At 67.6% G+C, this 15,804-nt stretch carries 19 protein-coding genes; 7 read left to right on the plus strand and 12 right to left on the minus strand.

Annotation, left to right across the window (positions count from 1 at the left end; all coding sequences use genetic code 11):
• The first annotated feature begins 6 nt into the window (after nucleotides 1–6).
• Nucleotides 7–603 (plus strand): N-acetyltransferase, encoded by a 597-nt coding sequence (locus tag TW83_RS11235; RefSeq protein WP_084697410.1) that lies wholly within the window; start codon nucleotides 7–9, stop codon nucleotides 601–603.
• Nucleotides 563–1,354 carry an EcsC family protein gene (locus TW83_RS11240; protein ID WP_045982861.1) on the plus strand — a complete coding sequence of 264 codons (792 nt, stop codon included), beginning with the start codon at nucleotides 563–565 and terminating at the stop codon, nucleotides 1,352–1,354. The genes TW83_RS11235 and TW83_RS11240 overlap by 41 nt, the downstream gene beginning before the upstream one ends.
• 48 nt (nucleotides 1,355–1,402) lie before the next feature.
• On the opposite strand, the gene TW83_RS11245 is transcribed toward TW83_RS11240, so the two are convergent.
• On the minus strand, nucleotides 1,403–2,935 hold the full coding sequence (locus TW83_RS11245) for an AAA family ATPase (RefSeq protein ID WP_045982862.1): 1,533 nt from the start codon (nucleotides 2,933–2,935) through the stop codon (nucleotides 1,403–1,405).
• A gap of 98 nt (nucleotides 2,936–3,033) precedes the next feature.
• Between TW83_RS11245 and TW83_RS11250 the strand changes: the two genes are divergently transcribed.
• Entirely contained in the window at nucleotides 3,034–3,240 is a 207-nt protein-coding gene (locus tag TW83_RS11250; protein WP_045982863.1) for a hypothetical protein, read from the plus strand.
• 66 nt (nucleotides 3,241–3,306) lie between these two features.
• Here TW83_RS11250 and ccrA read toward each other — a convergent pair whose 3' ends face one another.
• The gene (gene ccrA, locus TW83_RS11255) at nucleotides 3,307–4,596 is read right to left on the minus strand and encodes a crotonyl-CoA carboxylase/reductase (RefSeq protein ID WP_045982864.1); all 1,290 of its coding nucleotides are present in this window, start codon (nucleotides 4,594–4,596) and stop codon (nucleotides 3,307–3,309) included.
• A 208-nt stretch (nucleotides 4,597–4,804) separates the two neighbouring features.
• Here ccrA and TW83_RS11260 point away from each other — a divergent pair, with 208 nt between their 5' ends.
• Entirely contained in the window at nucleotides 4,805–6,763 is a 1,959-nt protein-coding gene (locus tag TW83_RS11260; RefSeq protein ID WP_045982902.1) for a protein meaA, read from the plus strand.
• A gap of 85 nt (nucleotides 6,764–6,848) precedes the next feature.
• Nucleotides 6,849–7,772: an acyltransferase gene (locus TW83_RS11265; RefSeq protein ID WP_045982865.1), complete on the plus strand. Its 924-nt coding sequence runs from the start codon at nucleotides 6,849–6,851 to the stop codon at nucleotides 7,770–7,772.
• A 60-nt stretch (nucleotides 7,773–7,832) separates the two neighbouring features.
• On the opposite strand, the gene rpmE is transcribed toward TW83_RS11265, so the two are convergent.
• The 10 genes from rpmE to TW83_RS11315 form a co-directional block, all read right to left on the minus strand.
• Nucleotides 7,833–8,054 carry a 50S ribosomal protein L31 gene (rpmE, locus tag TW83_RS11270; protein ID WP_042249018.1) on the minus strand — a complete coding sequence of 74 codons (222 nt, stop codon included), beginning with the start codon at nucleotides 8,052–8,054 and terminating at the stop codon, nucleotides 7,833–7,835.
• Between the two features lie 14 nt (nucleotides 8,055–8,068).
• Nucleotides 8,069–8,452: a 50S ribosomal protein L19 gene (gene rplS / locus TW83_RS11275; protein ID WP_045982866.1), complete on the minus strand. Its 384-nt coding sequence runs from the start codon at nucleotides 8,450–8,452 to the stop codon at nucleotides 8,069–8,071.
• Nucleotides 8,449–9,336, minus strand: a complete 888-nt coding sequence (trmD, locus tag TW83_RS11280) for a tRNA (guanosine(37)-N1)-methyltransferase TrmD (RefSeq protein ID WP_045982867.1) — start codon at nucleotides 9,334–9,336, stop codon at nucleotides 8,449–8,451. Before trmD ends, rplS begins: the two co-directional genes overlap by 4 nt.
• Entirely contained in the window at nucleotides 9,333–9,833 is a 501-nt protein-coding gene (rimM, locus tag TW83_RS11285; protein ID WP_045982868.1) for a ribosome maturation factor RimM, read from the minus strand. Before rimM ends, trmD begins: the two co-directional genes overlap by 4 nt.
• Before the next feature lie 51 nt (nucleotides 9,834–9,884).
• Nucleotides 9,885–10,241, minus strand: a complete 357-nt coding sequence (gene rpsP, locus TW83_RS11290) for a 30S ribosomal protein S16 (RefSeq protein ID WP_045982869.1) — start codon at nucleotides 10,239–10,241, stop codon at nucleotides 9,885–9,887.
• A 28-nt stretch (nucleotides 10,242–10,269) separates the two neighbouring features.
• Nucleotides 10,270–10,566, minus strand: a complete 297-nt coding sequence (locus TW83_RS11295) for a chorismate mutase (RefSeq protein ID WP_042249024.1) — start codon at nucleotides 10,564–10,566, stop codon at nucleotides 10,270–10,272.
• Nucleotides 10,563–11,099 (minus strand): GNAT family N-acetyltransferase, encoded by a 537-nt coding sequence (locus TW83_RS11300; protein ID WP_045982870.1) that lies wholly within the window; start codon nucleotides 11,097–11,099, stop codon nucleotides 10,563–10,565. The genes TW83_RS11295 and TW83_RS11300 overlap by 4 nt, the downstream gene beginning before the upstream one ends.
• Nucleotides 11,096–12,592: a signal recognition particle protein gene (ffh, locus tag TW83_RS11305; RefSeq protein ID WP_045982871.1), complete on the minus strand. Its 1,497-nt coding sequence runs from the start codon at nucleotides 12,590–12,592 to the stop codon at nucleotides 11,096–11,098. Before ffh ends, TW83_RS11300 begins: the two co-directional genes overlap by 4 nt.
• 163 nt (nucleotides 12,593–12,755) lie before the next feature.
• Nucleotides 12,756–13,154 (minus strand): TonB C-terminal domain-containing protein, encoded by a 399-nt coding sequence (locus TW83_RS11310; RefSeq protein ID WP_157001513.1) that lies wholly within the window; start codon nucleotides 13,152–13,154, stop codon nucleotides 12,756–12,758.
• 72 nt (nucleotides 13,155–13,226) lie between these two features.
• On the minus strand, nucleotides 13,227–13,814 hold the full coding sequence (locus TW83_RS11315; protein ID WP_045982873.1) for an NAD(P)H-dependent oxidoreductase: 588 nt from the start codon (nucleotides 13,812–13,814) through the stop codon (nucleotides 13,227–13,229).
• A 101-nt stretch (nucleotides 13,815–13,915) separates the two neighbouring features.
• Here TW83_RS11315 and TW83_RS11320 point away from each other — a divergent pair, with 101 nt between their 5' ends.
• Entirely contained in the window at nucleotides 13,916–14,761 is an 846-nt protein-coding gene (locus TW83_RS11320; protein WP_045982903.1) for a LysR family transcriptional regulator, read from the plus strand.
• 88 nt (nucleotides 14,762–14,849) lie between these two features.
• Nucleotides 14,850–15,743, plus strand: coding sequence for a DMT family transporter (locus TW83_RS11325; protein WP_045982874.1), 894 nt, complete (start codon nucleotides 14,850–14,852; stop codon nucleotides 15,741–15,743).
• The last annotated feature ends 61 nt before the right edge of the window (nucleotides 15,744–15,804 follow it).

Below are 15,804 nucleotides of genomic sequence, written 5' to 3' on the forward strand. Positions count from 1 at the left end.
GGCGCGATGTACGAGATCTGCCCCGAGACGCCCGCCGACGAACCCGAGGTCGAGGGCCTGTACGATTTGTGCTTTGCGCCGGGTCGCACCGCGCTGTCGTCCTATCGCCTGCGCGACGGGGTGCCGCGGGTGGCCGAACTGTGCCTTGTGCTGCGCGATGCGGGCGGCACGCTGATGGCCGCGATCCGGTTCTGGCCGGTGCGCGTGGACGACCGGCCAGTGCTGCTGCTGGGGCCCATCGCCGTGCACCCCACCGCGCAGGGAGAGGGTCTGGGCGGGCTACTGATGCGCGACAGCCTGACGCGCGCGCGCCGGATGGGGTTCGACCGGGTCCTGCTGGTGGGCGACGCGCCCTATTACAGCCGTTTCGGCTTTCAGCGCCTTGACGATGTGGTGATGCCGCCGCCCACGAACCCCGACCGGGTGCTGGGGCTGGAACTTCGGCCGGATGCATGGGTTAACGTGGCAGGCCCCGTCCAGCAAGAGACCCGGCCCCCTGCAGACCCGCCCGCGCCGGACCCCACGGCTTGCACCCAGGTCGACCCTCCGAAAAGGCCCGCTGATGACAGAACCGAAACCCCTCGTCCTTCCCCCCATCACTGATCCGGCGCTGCACGCCCAGATCGATCGTCTGGCGTTGCGCTATCTGGAGGCCGGGGGTCTGGGGATGCAGATCATGTCCCGCATCGGCAACGGCGCCGAAGGGCTGATCGAACGCCTGCCGGGTTTCGTGCGGTCGCGGCTGGACAGCGTCACGCGGGCCGCGCTGACGCGGGCGTTTGGTGCCGCCAGCCAGTCGCGCAAGGTGGTGCGGGACCGGGGCGATTGGTTCAACCGCATGGCCTCGACCGTCAGCGGTGCGGCGGGCGGGGTCGGCGGTTTCGCGGGCGCGCTGGTGGAACTGCCGTTCACGGTCACGCTGCTGCTGCGCGCCATGCTGGACATCGCCGCCGAACACGGCCTCGATCCCGAAAGCGAGGAAGTGCGCCTGGAATGCCTGCGCATTTTCGCCGCCGCGGGTCCGATGGCCGATGACGACCAGACTGACCTGGGCATGCTGGCCGCACGCTTGTCGGTGACCGGCCAGACGGTGCAGAGCATGGTCAGCAAGGTCGCCCCGCGCCTGTCCGTCTCGCTTGGGCAGAAGATGGCGGCGCAGGCGGCGCCGGTTTTCGGCGCGGTGGTCGGCGCGTCCATCAACTATACCTTTGCCCGCTACTATCAGGAACTGGCCCGCGTCCATTTCGGCGTCATGCGCCTGTCCCATGAAACCGGCATTCCGCAGGAGGCCCTGACCGAAGCGCTGCGCCTGTCCATCCAGCGCCAGACGCCCCCCGACCGATCATCGCGTTGACCGCGGGGGGGCCGGGGGGCGGCAGCCCCCCGGTGTCGCGGGACGCAATCACGCTTCCTCGGCGTCCAGTGCCAAGGGCGCGGACGGGGCCGCCAGATCGTCCGTCGTCAACGGCCCTGCGGGACGCGCCAGCCGTGCCTTGGTCACCCAGTACAGCCGCTCCTGCGCCCGGGTGATGGCGACATAGGTCAGCCGCTTCCACAGCTGGACGCCAGCCTCGGACCGGTTCGACCAGGCGGCGGCGCTGATGTCGGGGCCGAACACCTGCACCTCGGGCCACTGGCTGCCCTGCGCCTTGTGGATCGTGACCGCCGCCCCGTGCAGAAAAGCCGCGCCCATCCGCGCCGCAAAGGGGATGAAGGGTTCGTCCTCGTCCGGCATCTCGATCTTGACGATGCTGGCGGCCGACAGGCGCGGGTCCTCGGCCCCGATCACGTGCAGGCGCGAAAAGCCCGGCTTGCGGCCCGGCCCCAGATAGACCACTTGCGCGCCCTTGATCAGGCCGCGCGCCTCCAGATCGATCCGCTTCTTGCGATGCTTCAGCGGCAGCTCCAGCCCGTCGCAGATCAGCGGCTCTCCGGGCAGCAGCGCGTCCCCTGGCGCGCCGAAGGCCGTGCGAAATGCATGGATCAGCCGGATGCGCGTCGCGTTGCGCCAGACCAGGACCGGGCTGCGCGCCATCAGGTCGCTTTCCACCCGCTCGGCCCAGACCACGCGGTCGTCCTTGCGCGCCGCATCGCGGATCATCTGCTCGAAATCGTCAAAGCCCAGCTGATCGTCGGCCAAAGCATGGGCCAGGTCCAGGATCGGGTTGTCGTCGGCCTGGCGGTGAATGCGGCTCAGCATCAGGCGCTGCGCCGGCGCCAGCTTGTCAAACACCATCTCTCCGGACTGGCCGACCGGGGCCAGCTGGGCAGGGTCGCCGAACAGGACCAGCACGGGAAAGATCTCGCGCAGGTCCTCGAACTGCTTCTCGTCCAGCATCGAGGCCTCGTCGATCAGCCCGACGTCCAGCCCCTCCTCGCGCCTGGTCCAGCCGCGGATGAAATCCGAGCCGCGCAACCCGGCCGTGGCCAGCGCCCCGGGGATCGAGGCATGCTGGTCATAGAATGCCTTGGCCCGGTCCAGCGCCGTGTCCGACAGTTCCGCGATGACCGGGCGTTCGGCCGCCCCGGTCAGCCATTCGGCGATCTTCTCGTATTGCGGATCATAGACCGGGGTGTACAGGATCCGGTGGATCGTCGTGGCCGGCACGCCGCGCATGCGCAGAACGAACGCCGCCTTGTTCGTCGGCGCCAGGATGGCGACGCTACGCCGGTCCTTGCGGCGCCGCCCTTCGTAATCAGGGCTGATCAGTTCGACCCCCGCCTCCAGCAGGGCCTTGGTGATCTGCGACAGCATCAGCGTCTTGCCCGATCCGGCCTTGCCGATGACCGCCATGACGCGACCTTTTCCCGACTGTGGCGGATGCAGTTCCTCTGCAATGATGTCGATGCCTGCCGCGCCGAAGGTTTCGGCCAGCGCGTCCCAGGCATCGGCCTGATCGGGCGAAAGGGTCGGGGCGGGGACGGGACTGTTCATGCCAGACCCTTAGCCTGCCTTCGCGGCCAAGGCAAAGCGCCGCGCAACTTTTCCGCCCCGGGCACCGTGCCTGCGGGCACCCCAACAGGAGAGACGCGATGATCGAACTGTTCTTCGTCACCTGCCTGCTCGCCGACCCACAGCGCTGCAGCGATCACAGCCTGCTGTTCGAGGAACGGAACGGCCTGTTCACCTGCATGCTGCAGAGCCAGTCCGAGCTGGCGAAATGGGTGGCCACCCATCCGACCGAACAGGTTCGCGAATGGAAATGCCGCCGTGCCGGAGAGGGGGACCGCAAGGTCTGACCCCATGCACTGCCGCGCGGGGGGTCCGGGGGGCGGCAGGCCCCCCGGCACGTCGCGGGACGCCGGTCAGCGCCGGCCGGCCTCCAGCGCATCCTCAAAGGTGCGCAGCCCGGTCCGCGGCGATTGGACCAGCACCGCCATGTTGCCGGGCTTGTGCTGGTTGCGCAGCATCATCATGTGCGCGGCCGGGATCTCGGCCCAGGGGAAAACCTCGGACATGCAGGGGTCCAGGCGGCGTTCCAGCATCAGCTTGTTCGCGGCGCTGGCCTGCTTCAGATGCGCGAAATGCGATCCCTGGATGCGCTTCTGATGCATCCACAGGTACCGCACGTCGAAGGTGCAGTTGAACCCGGTCGTGCCTGCGCAGATCACCACCATCCCGCCCTTCTTGCAAACCAGCGTGCTGACCGGGAAAGTCGCCTCGCCGGGATGCTCAAAGACGATGTCGACATTGTTGCCCTTGCCGGTGATGTCCCAGATCGCCGCGCCGAACTTGCGCGCCTCGTTGAACCACTCCTTGTATTCCGGCGTGTTCACCGTGGGCAGCTGCCCCCAGCAGCGGAATTCCTTGCGGTTGATGACCCCTTTCGCGCCCAGCCCCATGACGAAGTCGCGCTTGTCCTCCTCGGAGATCACCCCGATGGCGTTGCCGCCCGCCGCGTTGATCAGCTGGATCGCATAGGAGCCGAGGCCCCCCGACGCGCCCCAGACCAGCACGTTCATGCCCGGCTTCAGCTCATGCGGCTCGTGCCCGAACAGCATCCGGTACGCCGTGGCCAGCGTCAGCGTATAGCAGGCCGATTCCTCCCAGGTCAGGTGGCGCGGCCGGGGCATCAGCTGTTGGGCCTGCACGCGGGTGAACTGGGCAAAGCTGCCGTCCGGCGTCTCGTATCCCCAGATCCGCTGCGTGGGCGAGAACATCGGATCGCCGCCGTTGCAATGCTCGTCGTCGCCGTCGTCCTGGTTGCAGTGGATGACGACCTCGTCCCCGACCTTCCACCGCTTGACCTTTTCGCCCACCGCCCAGACGATCCCCGACGCATCCGATCCGGCGATATGATAGGGCTGCTTGTGCACGTCGAACATGCTGATCGGCTTGCCCAGGCCCGCCCATATCCCGTTGTAGTTTACGCCCGCCGCCATCACCAGGACCAGAACCTCGTTGCTGTCGATGGCGGGGGTGTCCACGACCTCCAGCTGCATGGCCTGATCGGGCTCTCCCTGCCGTTCGCGGCGGATCGCCCAGGCATGCATGCGCGCAGGCACATGGCCCAGGGGGGGCATCTCGCCCACGGCGTACAGGTCTTTGACCGGGGCGTCGTAAGGCGCGATCGGGGTGGGTGCGTCGAGAGCCATCGTCTTTCTCCTGTCCTGTGCCGCAGTGCAGAATCACCGGGCCGATTTGCCCTGTCCTACGATATGAAAAGCAACAATGCAACTATCAGACACCATTGTACGCAATAATATGTCGGAATGATTAGAAATGCGCCGCACTGCGGCGAATTGACGGCGCATCTTTGTGTCTGTATCGATACTAAAGATGACATTTTCTTGCGAGGGCATGATGGCCGACAAGGACAAACCCTGGCTGTTCCGCACCTATGCGGGCCATTCCACGGCGGCGAAATCCAATGCGCTGTACCGGACGAACCTGTCGCGCGGACAGACCGGCCTGTCGGTGGCCTTCGACCTGCCCACGCAGACCGGTTACGACAGCGATCATATCCTGGCGCGCGGAGAGGTCGGCAAGGTCGGCGTCCCCGTCTGCCATCTGGGCGACATGCGCGCACTGTTCGACCAGATCCCGCTGGAGCAGATGAACACCTCGATGACGATCAACGCGACCGCGCCGTGGCTTCTGTCGCTGTACATCGCCGTGGCCGAGGAGCAGGGGGCCGATGTCAGCCGCCTGCAGGGCACCGTCCAGAACGACCTGATCAAGGAATACCTGTCGCGCGGTACCTATATCTGTCCACCCGCGCCGTCGCTGGCGATGATCACCGACATCGCTGCCTATACGCGGCAGCACCTGCCGAAATGGAACCCGATGAACGTCTGCAGCTATCACCTGCAGGAGGCCGGGGCGACGCCGGAACAGGAGCTGGCCTATGCGCTGGCCACCGCCGTGGCCGTGCTGGACGATCTGCGGGACAAGGTGCCCGCCGACAGCTTTCCCGAGATGGTCGGGCGGATCAGCTTCTTCGTGAACGCGGGCATCCGCTTCGTCACCGAGCTGTGCAAGATGCGCGCCTTTACCGAGCTGTGGGACGAGATCACCCGCGACCGCTATGGCATCGCGGATGAGAAATATCGTCGGTTCCGCTATGGCGTGCAGGTCAACAGCCTTGGCCTGACCGAGCAGCAGCCCGAGAACAACGTCTATCGCATCCTGCTGGAGATGCTGGCTGTCACGCTGTCCAAGAACGCCCGTGCCCGTGCGGTGCAGCTGCCCGCCTGGAACGAGGCCCTGGGCCTGCCGCGGCCCTGGGATCAGCAATGGTCCCTGCGGATGCAGCAGATCCTGGCCTATGAGACCGACCTGCTGGAATATGGCGACCTGTTCGACGGCAATCCGGTGATCGCCGCCAAGGTCGAAACCCTCAAGCAGGGCGCTCGGGACGAATTGGCGCTGCTGGACCAGATGGGCGGCGCGATCGCGGCCATCGACTACATGAAGGCGCGGCTGGTCGAATCGAACGCGGCCCGCCTTGGCCGGATCGAGACGAACGAGACGGTCGTGGTCGGCGTCAACCGCTGGCAGCAGGCCGAGCCTTCGCCGCTGACGGCGGGCGATGGCGGCATCATGGTCGTCGACCCCGCGGTCGAGGCCGATCAGGTCGGCCGCCTGGCCGCCTGGCGCGCGGAACGCGACGCAAGCGCGGTCGAGGCGGCGCTGGCCGCGCTGCGCCGCGCCGCGCAGTCGGGCGCGAATATCATGGGGCCGTCCATCGCCGCCGCCCGCGCGGGCGTCACCACCGGCGAATGGGCGGGCGTGATGCGCGCGGTGCATGGCGAATACCGCGGCCCGACGGGGGTGTCGCAGGCGCCCTCGAACCGCACCGAGGGGCTGGAGGAGATCCGGGACGCGGTCGATGCGGTCAGCGCCCGGCTGGGGCGGCGGCTGAAGTTCCTGGTGGGCAAGCCGGGCCTGGACGGCCATTCGAACGGCGCCGAACAGATCGCCTTCCGCGCCCGCGACTGCGGCATGGACATCACCTATGAGGGCATCCGCCTGACCCCGGAGGAGATCGTCGCCCGCGCCCGCGAACAGGACGTCCATGTCGTCGGCCTGTCGATCCTGTCGGGCAGCCACCTGCCGCTGATCGAGGATCTGATGGCCCGCATGCAGGCCGCCGGAATGGGCCATGTGCCGGTGATCGTCGGCGGCATCATTCCCGACGACGACGCCGCGCGCCTGACGGCGATGGGCGTGGCGCGGGTCTATACGCCCAAGGATTTCCAGCTGAACACGATCATGATGGACATCGTCGGGCTGGTCGCGCCGGGCGCCGCTGCCGCGTGACCGGGCAGGGCGCAGATAACGCGCCCCGTGGGTGAACCGGACGGGCCTTTGGCCGTTGACAGGGCTGCACGACAAAGGCCGGCCCATGACATCCCAGACCCGGCGCAACAGCGCCATCGACCCGTTGCGCATCCTTCTGGCATTGACGGTCATCGCCCTGCATAGCGGATTTCCCGAGGCCGCGCCGCCGCTGGTCAAGCAGGTGCTGTTCAACGGCCTCTATCGTCTGGCGGTGCCGGTCTTCGCCTTGATCTCGGGGTACTTCTTCCTGTCGGCCATGCGCGGCGGGCGCAGTGGGCCGTATCTGCGCCGCATCCTGGCGTTGTACCTGCTGTGGATGACGATCTATCTGCCGATCTATGGTCCGGACCTGACCGGGGCGGGGCATGCGCTGCAGACACTTGTCTTCGGCTATTTCCATCTGTGGTTCCTGCCGGGCCTGCTGGTATCGGCGGTGATGGTCATAGTGCTGCGCCGACCGATGCGGATCGCCGTCGCGGCGGCGCTTCTGGCGGGTACGGGGCTGGCCCTGCAACTGCTGGTCCTGACCGGGCAGGCAAATATCCAGCTGGACCATTATCGCAACGGGGTCTTCACCATCTTTCCGTTCTTCGCGCTTGGCGTTCTGCTGGCGCATGGCTGGGGTGCGGGGCTGCGGCGGTGGGCCATGCCGTTGGCCGGTCTGGCGCTGCTGGCGGTGATGGGGGAAAGCCTGGTCTGGCGGGTGATCGCGGGCGGGGGCTGGGGCGTCGACATGATGCTGTCGCTGCTGGCGGCGGCGCCGCTGCTGTTCCTGGCTGCGCAGCAGGTGCAGGGGGCGTGGGACGGCAAGCGCGCGGCCAGCACCGCGGCCTTCGTCTATTTCGTGCATGTCATGATCATGATCTGCGCCAGCCGGTTCGGACTGGAGGGGGACACCAAGGCGCTGACCGTCATGGCGGTCTGCCTGGCCTTGGCCACCTGGCTGGGGATGGCAGAGCGCCGCCGCGTGCTGGCGTTTTTCACCTGACCCCGGAATGCGAAACGCCGCCCCGAGGGGCGGCGTCTGCAACGTCGATCGTGGCGCGGATCAGAAACCCAGGCCCGCGTATTTCGACTTGAACTTGGTCACGCGGCCGCCGGCATCCATCAGGCGCGACGAACCACCGGTCCAGGCCGGGTGCGAGGTCGGGTCGATGTCCAGCGACATGCTGTCGCCCTCGGCGCCCCAGGTCGAACGGGTCTGGTAGGTGGTCCCGTCCGTCATCTTGACCGAGATCGTGTGGTAATCGGGGTGAATCTCTTTTTTCATGGCGTGACCTCTGCTCAGGCTTTCGCGTCCGACAGCGGACGGTAGTTGGTCTTCTCGACGATACGGGCCGACTTGCCGCGACGATCGCGCAGATAGTACAGCTTGGCGCGACGGACCTTGCCGCGACGGACGACCTCGATCGTGGCGATGTTGGTCGAATACAGCGGGAACACGCGCTCCACGCCTTCGCCGAAGCTGATCTTGCGGACCGTGAAGCTGGCCGCGATGTTCGCGCCGCCACGGCGCGAGATGCAGACGCCTTCGTAGTTCTGGACGCGGGTACGGGTACCCTCGGTCACTTTGTAGCCGACGCGGATGGTGTCGCCGGCCTTGAAGTCGGGAATGGACTTGCCAAGCTCGGCGATCTGCTCGGCTTCGAGTTGTGCGATCAGGTTCATCGCTTTGGTTCCTTGTCATGCTCGCGGTACATCCGCGATTGGTCTGATGCGCCCGAGCGCTGTCGGTCCTTAGCCGGGTCCACATGCGTTTCCGCATATGCCCGCCACAGATCGGGGCGGCGTTCTTGTGTCAGCCTTTCGGCCTCACCGGACCGCCATGCGGCGATGGCTGCGTGATTGCCCGACAACAGCACGGGCGGTATCTCGCGGCCATCCCAGAGGGCGGGCTTGGTGAACTGCGGCGCTTCCAGAAGACCCCGGTTGCCGATGGAAAAGGACTCCTCGGCCAGGGAATCATGATTGCCCAGCACGCGCGGTATAAGCCGGACCGTCGCGTCGATCAAGACCTGTGCGGCGATCTCTCCGCCGGTCAGGACATAATCCCCGATGCTGATCTCCTCGATGGCGTGCTTGTCCAGCACGCGCTGGTCGATTCCCTCGAACCGGCCGCAGATCAGCGTGACGCCCGGCCCCTGCGCCAGCGCCCGGGCACGGGCCTGGGTCAGCGGCCTGCCGCGCGGCGACATGTAAAGGACGGGCAGGGTCGGCCCCGGTCCTGCCTGCGCCTCGGTCAGGGCCGCGTCAAGCACGTCCGCGCGGATGACCATGCCGGCCCCGCCGCCCGCGGGCGTGTCGTCGACATTGCGGTGCCGGCCCATGCCGAAATCGCGCAGGCCGATGGTGCGCAGGTTCCACAAGCCCTGCGCCAGCGCCTTGCCGGTCAGGGACAGGCCCAGGATGCCGGGAAAGGCCTCGGGGAACAGCGTGACGATCCGCGCGGTCCATGCGCCCGCCACCTGCGGTTCCGCCATCAGCTCGCGCGGGCGCAGGCTGGGACGGGCGGTCAGGCGGCCATGCGACTTGGGACTGGGCGCGTCGCTCATTCGTCGTCGCCGGGCGGGTCCACCACGATGCGACGCGCGGCCAGATCGACGGTCGGCACAACGGCACGGGTAAAGGGCAGCATCAGCACCTGCGTGCCACCCACCACCTCGATGATGTCGCCCGCGCCGTGATCGTACAGCGCACGCACCCGGCCCAGGGATTTGCCGCCGGTATTGACGACCTCAAGCCCGATCAGGTCGGCGTGATAGAATTCGTCATCCGGCAGCGCGGGCAGGGCACTGCGCGGGGCCCACAGGGTCACGCCGCGTAGGGCGTCGGCATCCTCCTTGGTGGCGATGCCCTTGATGCGCGCACCCAGGGCCCCCGTCACCTCGCGCGTCAGCGACACCTCGAACCGGCGGGTGCCGTCCTCGGACGTCAGGGGGGAATAGGTCGCGATATCGGCAGGGTCCGAGCAGAAGCTTTTCAGCCGCACCTCTCCGTGGACCCCGAAAGCCCCCGCGATGGCGCCGACGCAGATGCGGTCTTCGGTCATGTCACACCCTTGCAATAAAGGACTGGCGGGGTTTCCCCCGCCAGCGTCAGATCATTCGGCTTCGGCGGGCGCCGCGGCCTTCTTGGCGCGCTCGTCGGCGCGGGCCTTGGCTTTCTTGCCGGGCTCTGCCTTCTTCATGTTCTTACGCTCGGCCTTTTCCTTGACGCCCGCGGCTTCCAGGAAGCGTGCGACGCGATCGGTCGGCTGCGCGCCGTGGCTTAGCCAGTACTGGATGCGCTCGACGTCCATCTTGACGCGGTCTTCGCTGTCCTTGGCCAGCAGCGGGTTGTAGGTGCCCAGCTTCTCGATGAAGCGGCCGTCGCGCGGCATGCGCGAATCCGACGCGACGATGGCATAGTGCGGGCGCTTCTTGCTGCCACCACGGGCCAGGCGGATCTTCATGGACATCAGATAGTCTCCTTGGGTTGTCGTCCGGTCAGGACTGATAATGTTCGTGGTGCCGAATGACTTCGGCGATCACGAAGGTCAGGAATTTGCGCGCGAATTCCGGGTCGAGATCGGCCTCGCGCGCGAGGCGTTCCAGGCGTTCGATCTGGCTTGCCTCGCGCGAGGGATCGGACGGCGGAAGGTCGTGCCGGGCCTTCAGGCGGCCGACGGACTGGGTGTGCTTGAAGCGTTCGGCCAGCGTATAGACCAGGATGGCGTCAAGCCGGTCGATGCTGGCACGGTGGTCGCGCAGCAGGTCGGCCGCGCGGGTGGTTGCGTCGGTCATGCGGCCTCCGGGCTGTGACGATAGACGAGGCAGGGCTTGTCGAAGACCGGCTGCCGCGCGCCGCGGTCGCGCACCGCGCCAAGCCGTTCGGCCAGCGCGATCGACCGGGCATTGTCCGGGTCGATATAGCTGACGGCCGTGGTCCAGCCCAGGTCGCGGAACGCATGCGCGCGCACCGCACGGGCGGCCTCGGCGACATAGCCGCGGCCTTCGGCGGCCTGCGACCAAACGGTCCAGCCCAGCTCATGCTCGGGCCAGCCGTCGGGGTACCACGGGCCGGTCATGCCCAAGGGCGTATCATCGCCCTTGAGGCAGAACACGAACATCCCGAAGCCGCGCATCACCCAATGGCCGGTCAGGTGGCCGAAGGCCCGCCAATAGGCGCCGGGCTTGGGTTCGGGCGAACCGCCGCCCACGAACTGCGCGCGATCCGACTGATAGAAGCTGCGCCAATGCGGCCAGTCGCTGCCCAGGGGCGCGCGCAGGGTCAGCCGTTCCGTCTCCAGAACCGGGGTGGGGGACAGCGTGATCATTTCTTGCCGAACAATCCGCCCAAGCCGGCAGGCAGGCCCGCGCGGCCCAACTGCCCGCCCAGGCCCTTGGGATCGGCCAGCATCTTCTGGGCCTCGGCCATCTTGGCGGGGTCCAGGTTCTCCATGTCGGGCAGGCCGCCGCCCTTGCCGGTCATGGCGCGCATGGCCTGCTTCATCAGCCCGCCCTTGCCCATCTTGCCCAGCTTCTTCATCGTGTCGGCCATCTGCTTCTGCATCTTCAGCAGCTTGTTCAGATCCGACACGTCCAGACCTGCGCCCGCAGCGATGCGCTTTTTCCGGCTGGCCTGCAGCAGGTCGGGATTGGCCCGTTCCTTCTTGGTCATCGAATTGATCAGGGCGATCTGGTGGCGGACGACCTTGTCGTCATAGCCCGCGGCCTCGGCCTGCTTGGCCATCTTGGCCATCCCGGGCATCATCCCCATGACCGAGGACATGCCGCCCATCTTCTGCATCTGCTCCAGCTGGCCGCGCAGGTCGTTCATGTTGAAGAGGCCCTTCTGGAACCGCTTCATCATGCGTTCGGCCTGCTCGACCTCCAGGACCTGCTGGGCCTTCTCGACCAGGGCCACGATATCGCCCATGCCCAGGATGCGGCCCGCGACGCGGCTGGCATCGAACGTCTCCAGGGCGTCCATCTTTTCGCCCAGACCCACGAAGCGGATCGGCTTGCCGGTCACCGCGCGCATCGACAGCGCCGCGCCGCCGCGCCCGTCGCCATCCATCCGGGTCAGCACCACGCCGGTGACGCCGACCTTGGCGTCGAATTCGGTCGCGACGTTCACGGCGTCCTGGCCGGTCAGGCCGTCGACGACCAGCAGCGTCTCTCGCGGGTTCGCGATGTCGCGGACCTGCTGGACCTGGGTCATCAGCGCCTCGTCGATATGCAGGCGGCCGGCGGTGTCCAGCATCACCACGTCATAGCCGCCAAGCGAGGCCTGCGTCTTGGCGCGCTGCGCGATCTGCACGGCGGTCTGGCCCATCACGATGGGCAGCGTGTCGACGCCGATCTGCTGGCCCAGGATGGCCAGCTGCTCCATCGCGGCGGGGCGGTTGGTGTCCAGGGAGGCCATCAGCACGCGCTTCTTCTCGCGGTCCTTCAGGCGCAGGGCCAGTTTCGCGGTCGTGGTGGTCTTGCCCGAACCCTGCAGGCCGACCATCAGGATGGCGGCGGGCGGGTTGTCGATGCGCAGCGCCTCGGGGGCGTCGTCGCCCTGCAGGACCTTGATCAGCTCGTCATGGACGATCTTGACGACCTGCTGGCCGGGGCTGACCGATTTCGTGACCGCAGCGCCGGTGGCCTTGGCCGTGACGGCCTTGACGAAGTTGCGCGCCACCGGCAGCGAGACGTCCGCCTCCAGCAGGGCCACGCGCACCTCGCGCATGGCGGCGGTGACGTCCTCCTCGGACAGGGCGCCCTGCTTGGTCAGCCGATCGAAGACGCCGCCCAGGCGATCGGAAAGGTTCTCGAACATGGCCGGGCCTCCTATGGCTCCAAATCGGTTTAGCCCCCGTGGGCGCAACGCGCTGACGGGGGGCGATCCCCGCATCTGGCGCAGGGACCGGAAGGCTGTGCTTCCGGGAATCCGTGGTCTTGTACAGGGCAGGGGGGTTCCTGTCAACGCAGGCCCGGTCGGATCACGGGGTCGCGACGTTGACCGGCAGAACGAAGCTGGCGCTGCCGCGCGGCATGTCGTCCGTGAAGGGCGGCATCCGGGGCATGTCCACGATGCTGTTGCGCAGGGCATGATCCATCAGCGGGTTGCCCGAGGACTGCGTGGTCCGCACATCGATAATCATGCCGTCCTGGGCCACGACGATGACGAATTGGGCGGCGTTGGTCGCGCTGACGGTCGCCGCTTGCAGAAGGGCCACATGGCTTTGGCGGGCGGCATTGTCGCGCAGCAGCTTGGTCCATTCGATCATGTCACGGGGGCGGTGCGTGGCGATTTCGTTGATCGGGGTCTGCGCCACGACCGGGGTGTAAAAAACCGCCAGCCCTGTCAGCAGGGCGGCGGTCGCAATCGTGAAACGCATGGCGGCAATGTCCCAGAAGGATGCAATGCCGCCATATGAGGATGGGGTGAAGCTGCGCAACAGCGCAGCCGGTCAGGCCGCGATCTGCTCCAGCGCCTGTTGTGCGCGTGCCATGCCGGCCTCGCGGTCCATGGCAAGGCCGTCGGCGGCCACGAAGGTCACGTCGGTGATGCCCAGGAACCCCAGCATGTGGCGCAGATAGCCCGACGCGTGGTCCAGGTCCGAACCCATCGGCGTGCCGGCGGCGGTATAGGCCACGAAGGCGCGCTTGCCCGTCAGCAGGCCCTCGGGGCCCTCGGCGGTATAGCGGAAGCTGACACCGGCGCGGGCGATCTGGTCCAGCCATGTCTTCAGCTGCGACGGCAGGAAGAAGTTGTAGACCGGCAGCCCGATCACCAGCGTGTCGGCGGCCTGAACCTCGGCCAGCAGCGCGTTCGAGGTGTCGAGCTGCGCCTGCTGCTGCGGGGTCGGATCGTCGGTGCCCACGCGCACAGCCTTGAACCATGCGGTGTCGATGGCGGGGACGCCCGTGCTGAGATCGCGATAGGTCACCGTCGCGTCGGGATTGGCAGCGGTCAGGCGGGCCAGGATGTCGGCGGTCAGCTGGCGCGAGACCGAGGCGTCGGCGGTGATGGCGCTGTCGAGATGCAGGATGTTCATGGCAAGCTCCCAGAGAGTTGTTTCTGCGTTGCAGCAGATTTAGGTCTATGCACCTGCGAACGTAAGGGGGATAACTGCGCATTCACTGTGCGGGGATGCACATGCAGATCGAATCGTGGGACGATATCCGCGTGGCACTGGCCGTGGCGCGCACCGGAACGGTCAGCGGGGCGGCCGCCGATCTTGGCGTGCACCACGCCACGGTGATCCGCCGCATCGACGCGCTGGAATCGGCCCTGCGCGCCCGGCTGTTCCAACGCCACACCCGCGGCTATGCCCTGACCGAGGCCGGCCGCACCCTGCTGGATGCGGCAGGGGCCGCGGATGAACGCTTTGCCCAGATGGCCGCGCAGATCGCCGGCGCCGGAGAGCGGATCGAGGGAGAGCTGGTCGTGACCTCGCTGCCGGAACTGGTGGATCTGGTCATGCCGCGGCTGATCGCGCTGATGGCGCGCCATCCCGACCTGCGCCTGACCTATGCCACGGACGCGCGCCTGTTCCGGCTGGGCGCCGGAGAGGCGCATGTGGCCATCCGCGGCGGGGCCGAACCGACCGAGCCCGACTATGTCGTGCGTGCGATGGGGCGGATGGGGCATGTGATGTATGCCGCGGCCTCGTACCTGGACCGGCACGGGCCGGTCGACGATCCGCGCGACCACCGTTTTGCCCTGCCAGGACCAGAGGCGCGCGGCGCGCCTTACATGCGCTGGCTGCAGGACCGCATCGGCCCCGAGAACATCCTGGTCACCGCCAACGAGGCCACCGCGCGCGAGGCGGTGATCCGCGCCGGGCTGGCGGTCGGTGCCTTGCCCGACAGCCTGGCGCATGGCCTTCTGCCCGCGCTGAGCCTGCCGGAATGGGATTCCAACCTGTGGCTGGTCACCCATGTCGATCTGCATCGCACCCCGAAGGTCCAGGCCGCGCTGGCGGCGATGCGCGACGGCTGAGCCCTTTCCCTCGGCCCCGGCTTGGGGCAGCGTGCGCCGCAGGAGGACCCATGACCCATTCCCGCCCGTTGCCAGACCGGACCGTCCGATGATCACCGCGCGGATGAGCGCATCCGACTGGGGCCTTCTGCTGCTGCTGTCACTGATCTGGGGCGGGTCATTCTTTCTGATCGCGCTGATCGTGGGGCATATGCCGGTCCTGTGGGTGGTGGCGCTGCGCGTGATGATCGCGGCCGCCGTCCTGTGGGCCATCGTGCTGGCGACCGGGCGGGCGCTGCCGCGGGGCGCGGGCCTCTGGGGCGCGTTCCTGGTCATGGGCGTGCTGAACAATGCCATCCCGTTCGGGCTGATCGTCTGGGCGCAGGGGTTCATCCCGGCAGGGCTGGCGTCCATCCTGAACGCGACGACGCCGTTGTTCACGGTGCTGGTCTCGACCCTGGTGCTGGCGGATGAGCGCGCGGGGCTGATGCGCCTGGCCGGGGTCGCCCTGGGCCTGGGCGGTGTCGCAGCGATGATCGGCGTGGACGAACTGGCGGGTCACGGCCATGGCGTGCTGCCGCAACTGGCGATGCTGGGCGCCGCGATCAGCTATGCCTGGGCCGCGGCCTTTGGACGGCGGTTTCGTGCGCAGGGCGTCGACCCGCTGGTCACGGCGGCGGGCATGGTGACGGGCACCAGCGTCGTGCTGCTGCCGCTGGCATTGGCGCATGACGGGCTGCCGCCGGCGGCGCCTGCCCAGGTCTGGCTGGCGATCAGCCTGCTGGGGCTGGTCTGCACGGGGCTGGCCTATGTGCTGTTCTTTCGCATCCTGGGCCGGGCGGGGGCCACGAACATCTCTCTGGTGACGTTCCTGGTACCGGTGTCGGCAATCCTGCTGGGCTGGCTGTTCCTGGACGAGGTTCTGGGCCTGCCGCAGCTGCTGGGCATGGCGGTCATCGGGCTTGGGCTGGCGATGATCGACGGGCGGCTGCTGCGGCGCTAGGGCTGCCGGGGCGGCTTTCCATCCGGCGGCGCGGTCGCTAGGTTTCCTGTCGGGACAGGAC

Origin of the sequence: Paracoccus sp. S4493 (genome assembly GCF_000967735.1) — a bacterium.
GTDB classification, from domain to species: domain Bacteria; phylum Pseudomonadota; class Alphaproteobacteria; order Rhodobacterales; family Rhodobacteraceae; genus Paracoccus; species Paracoccus marcusii.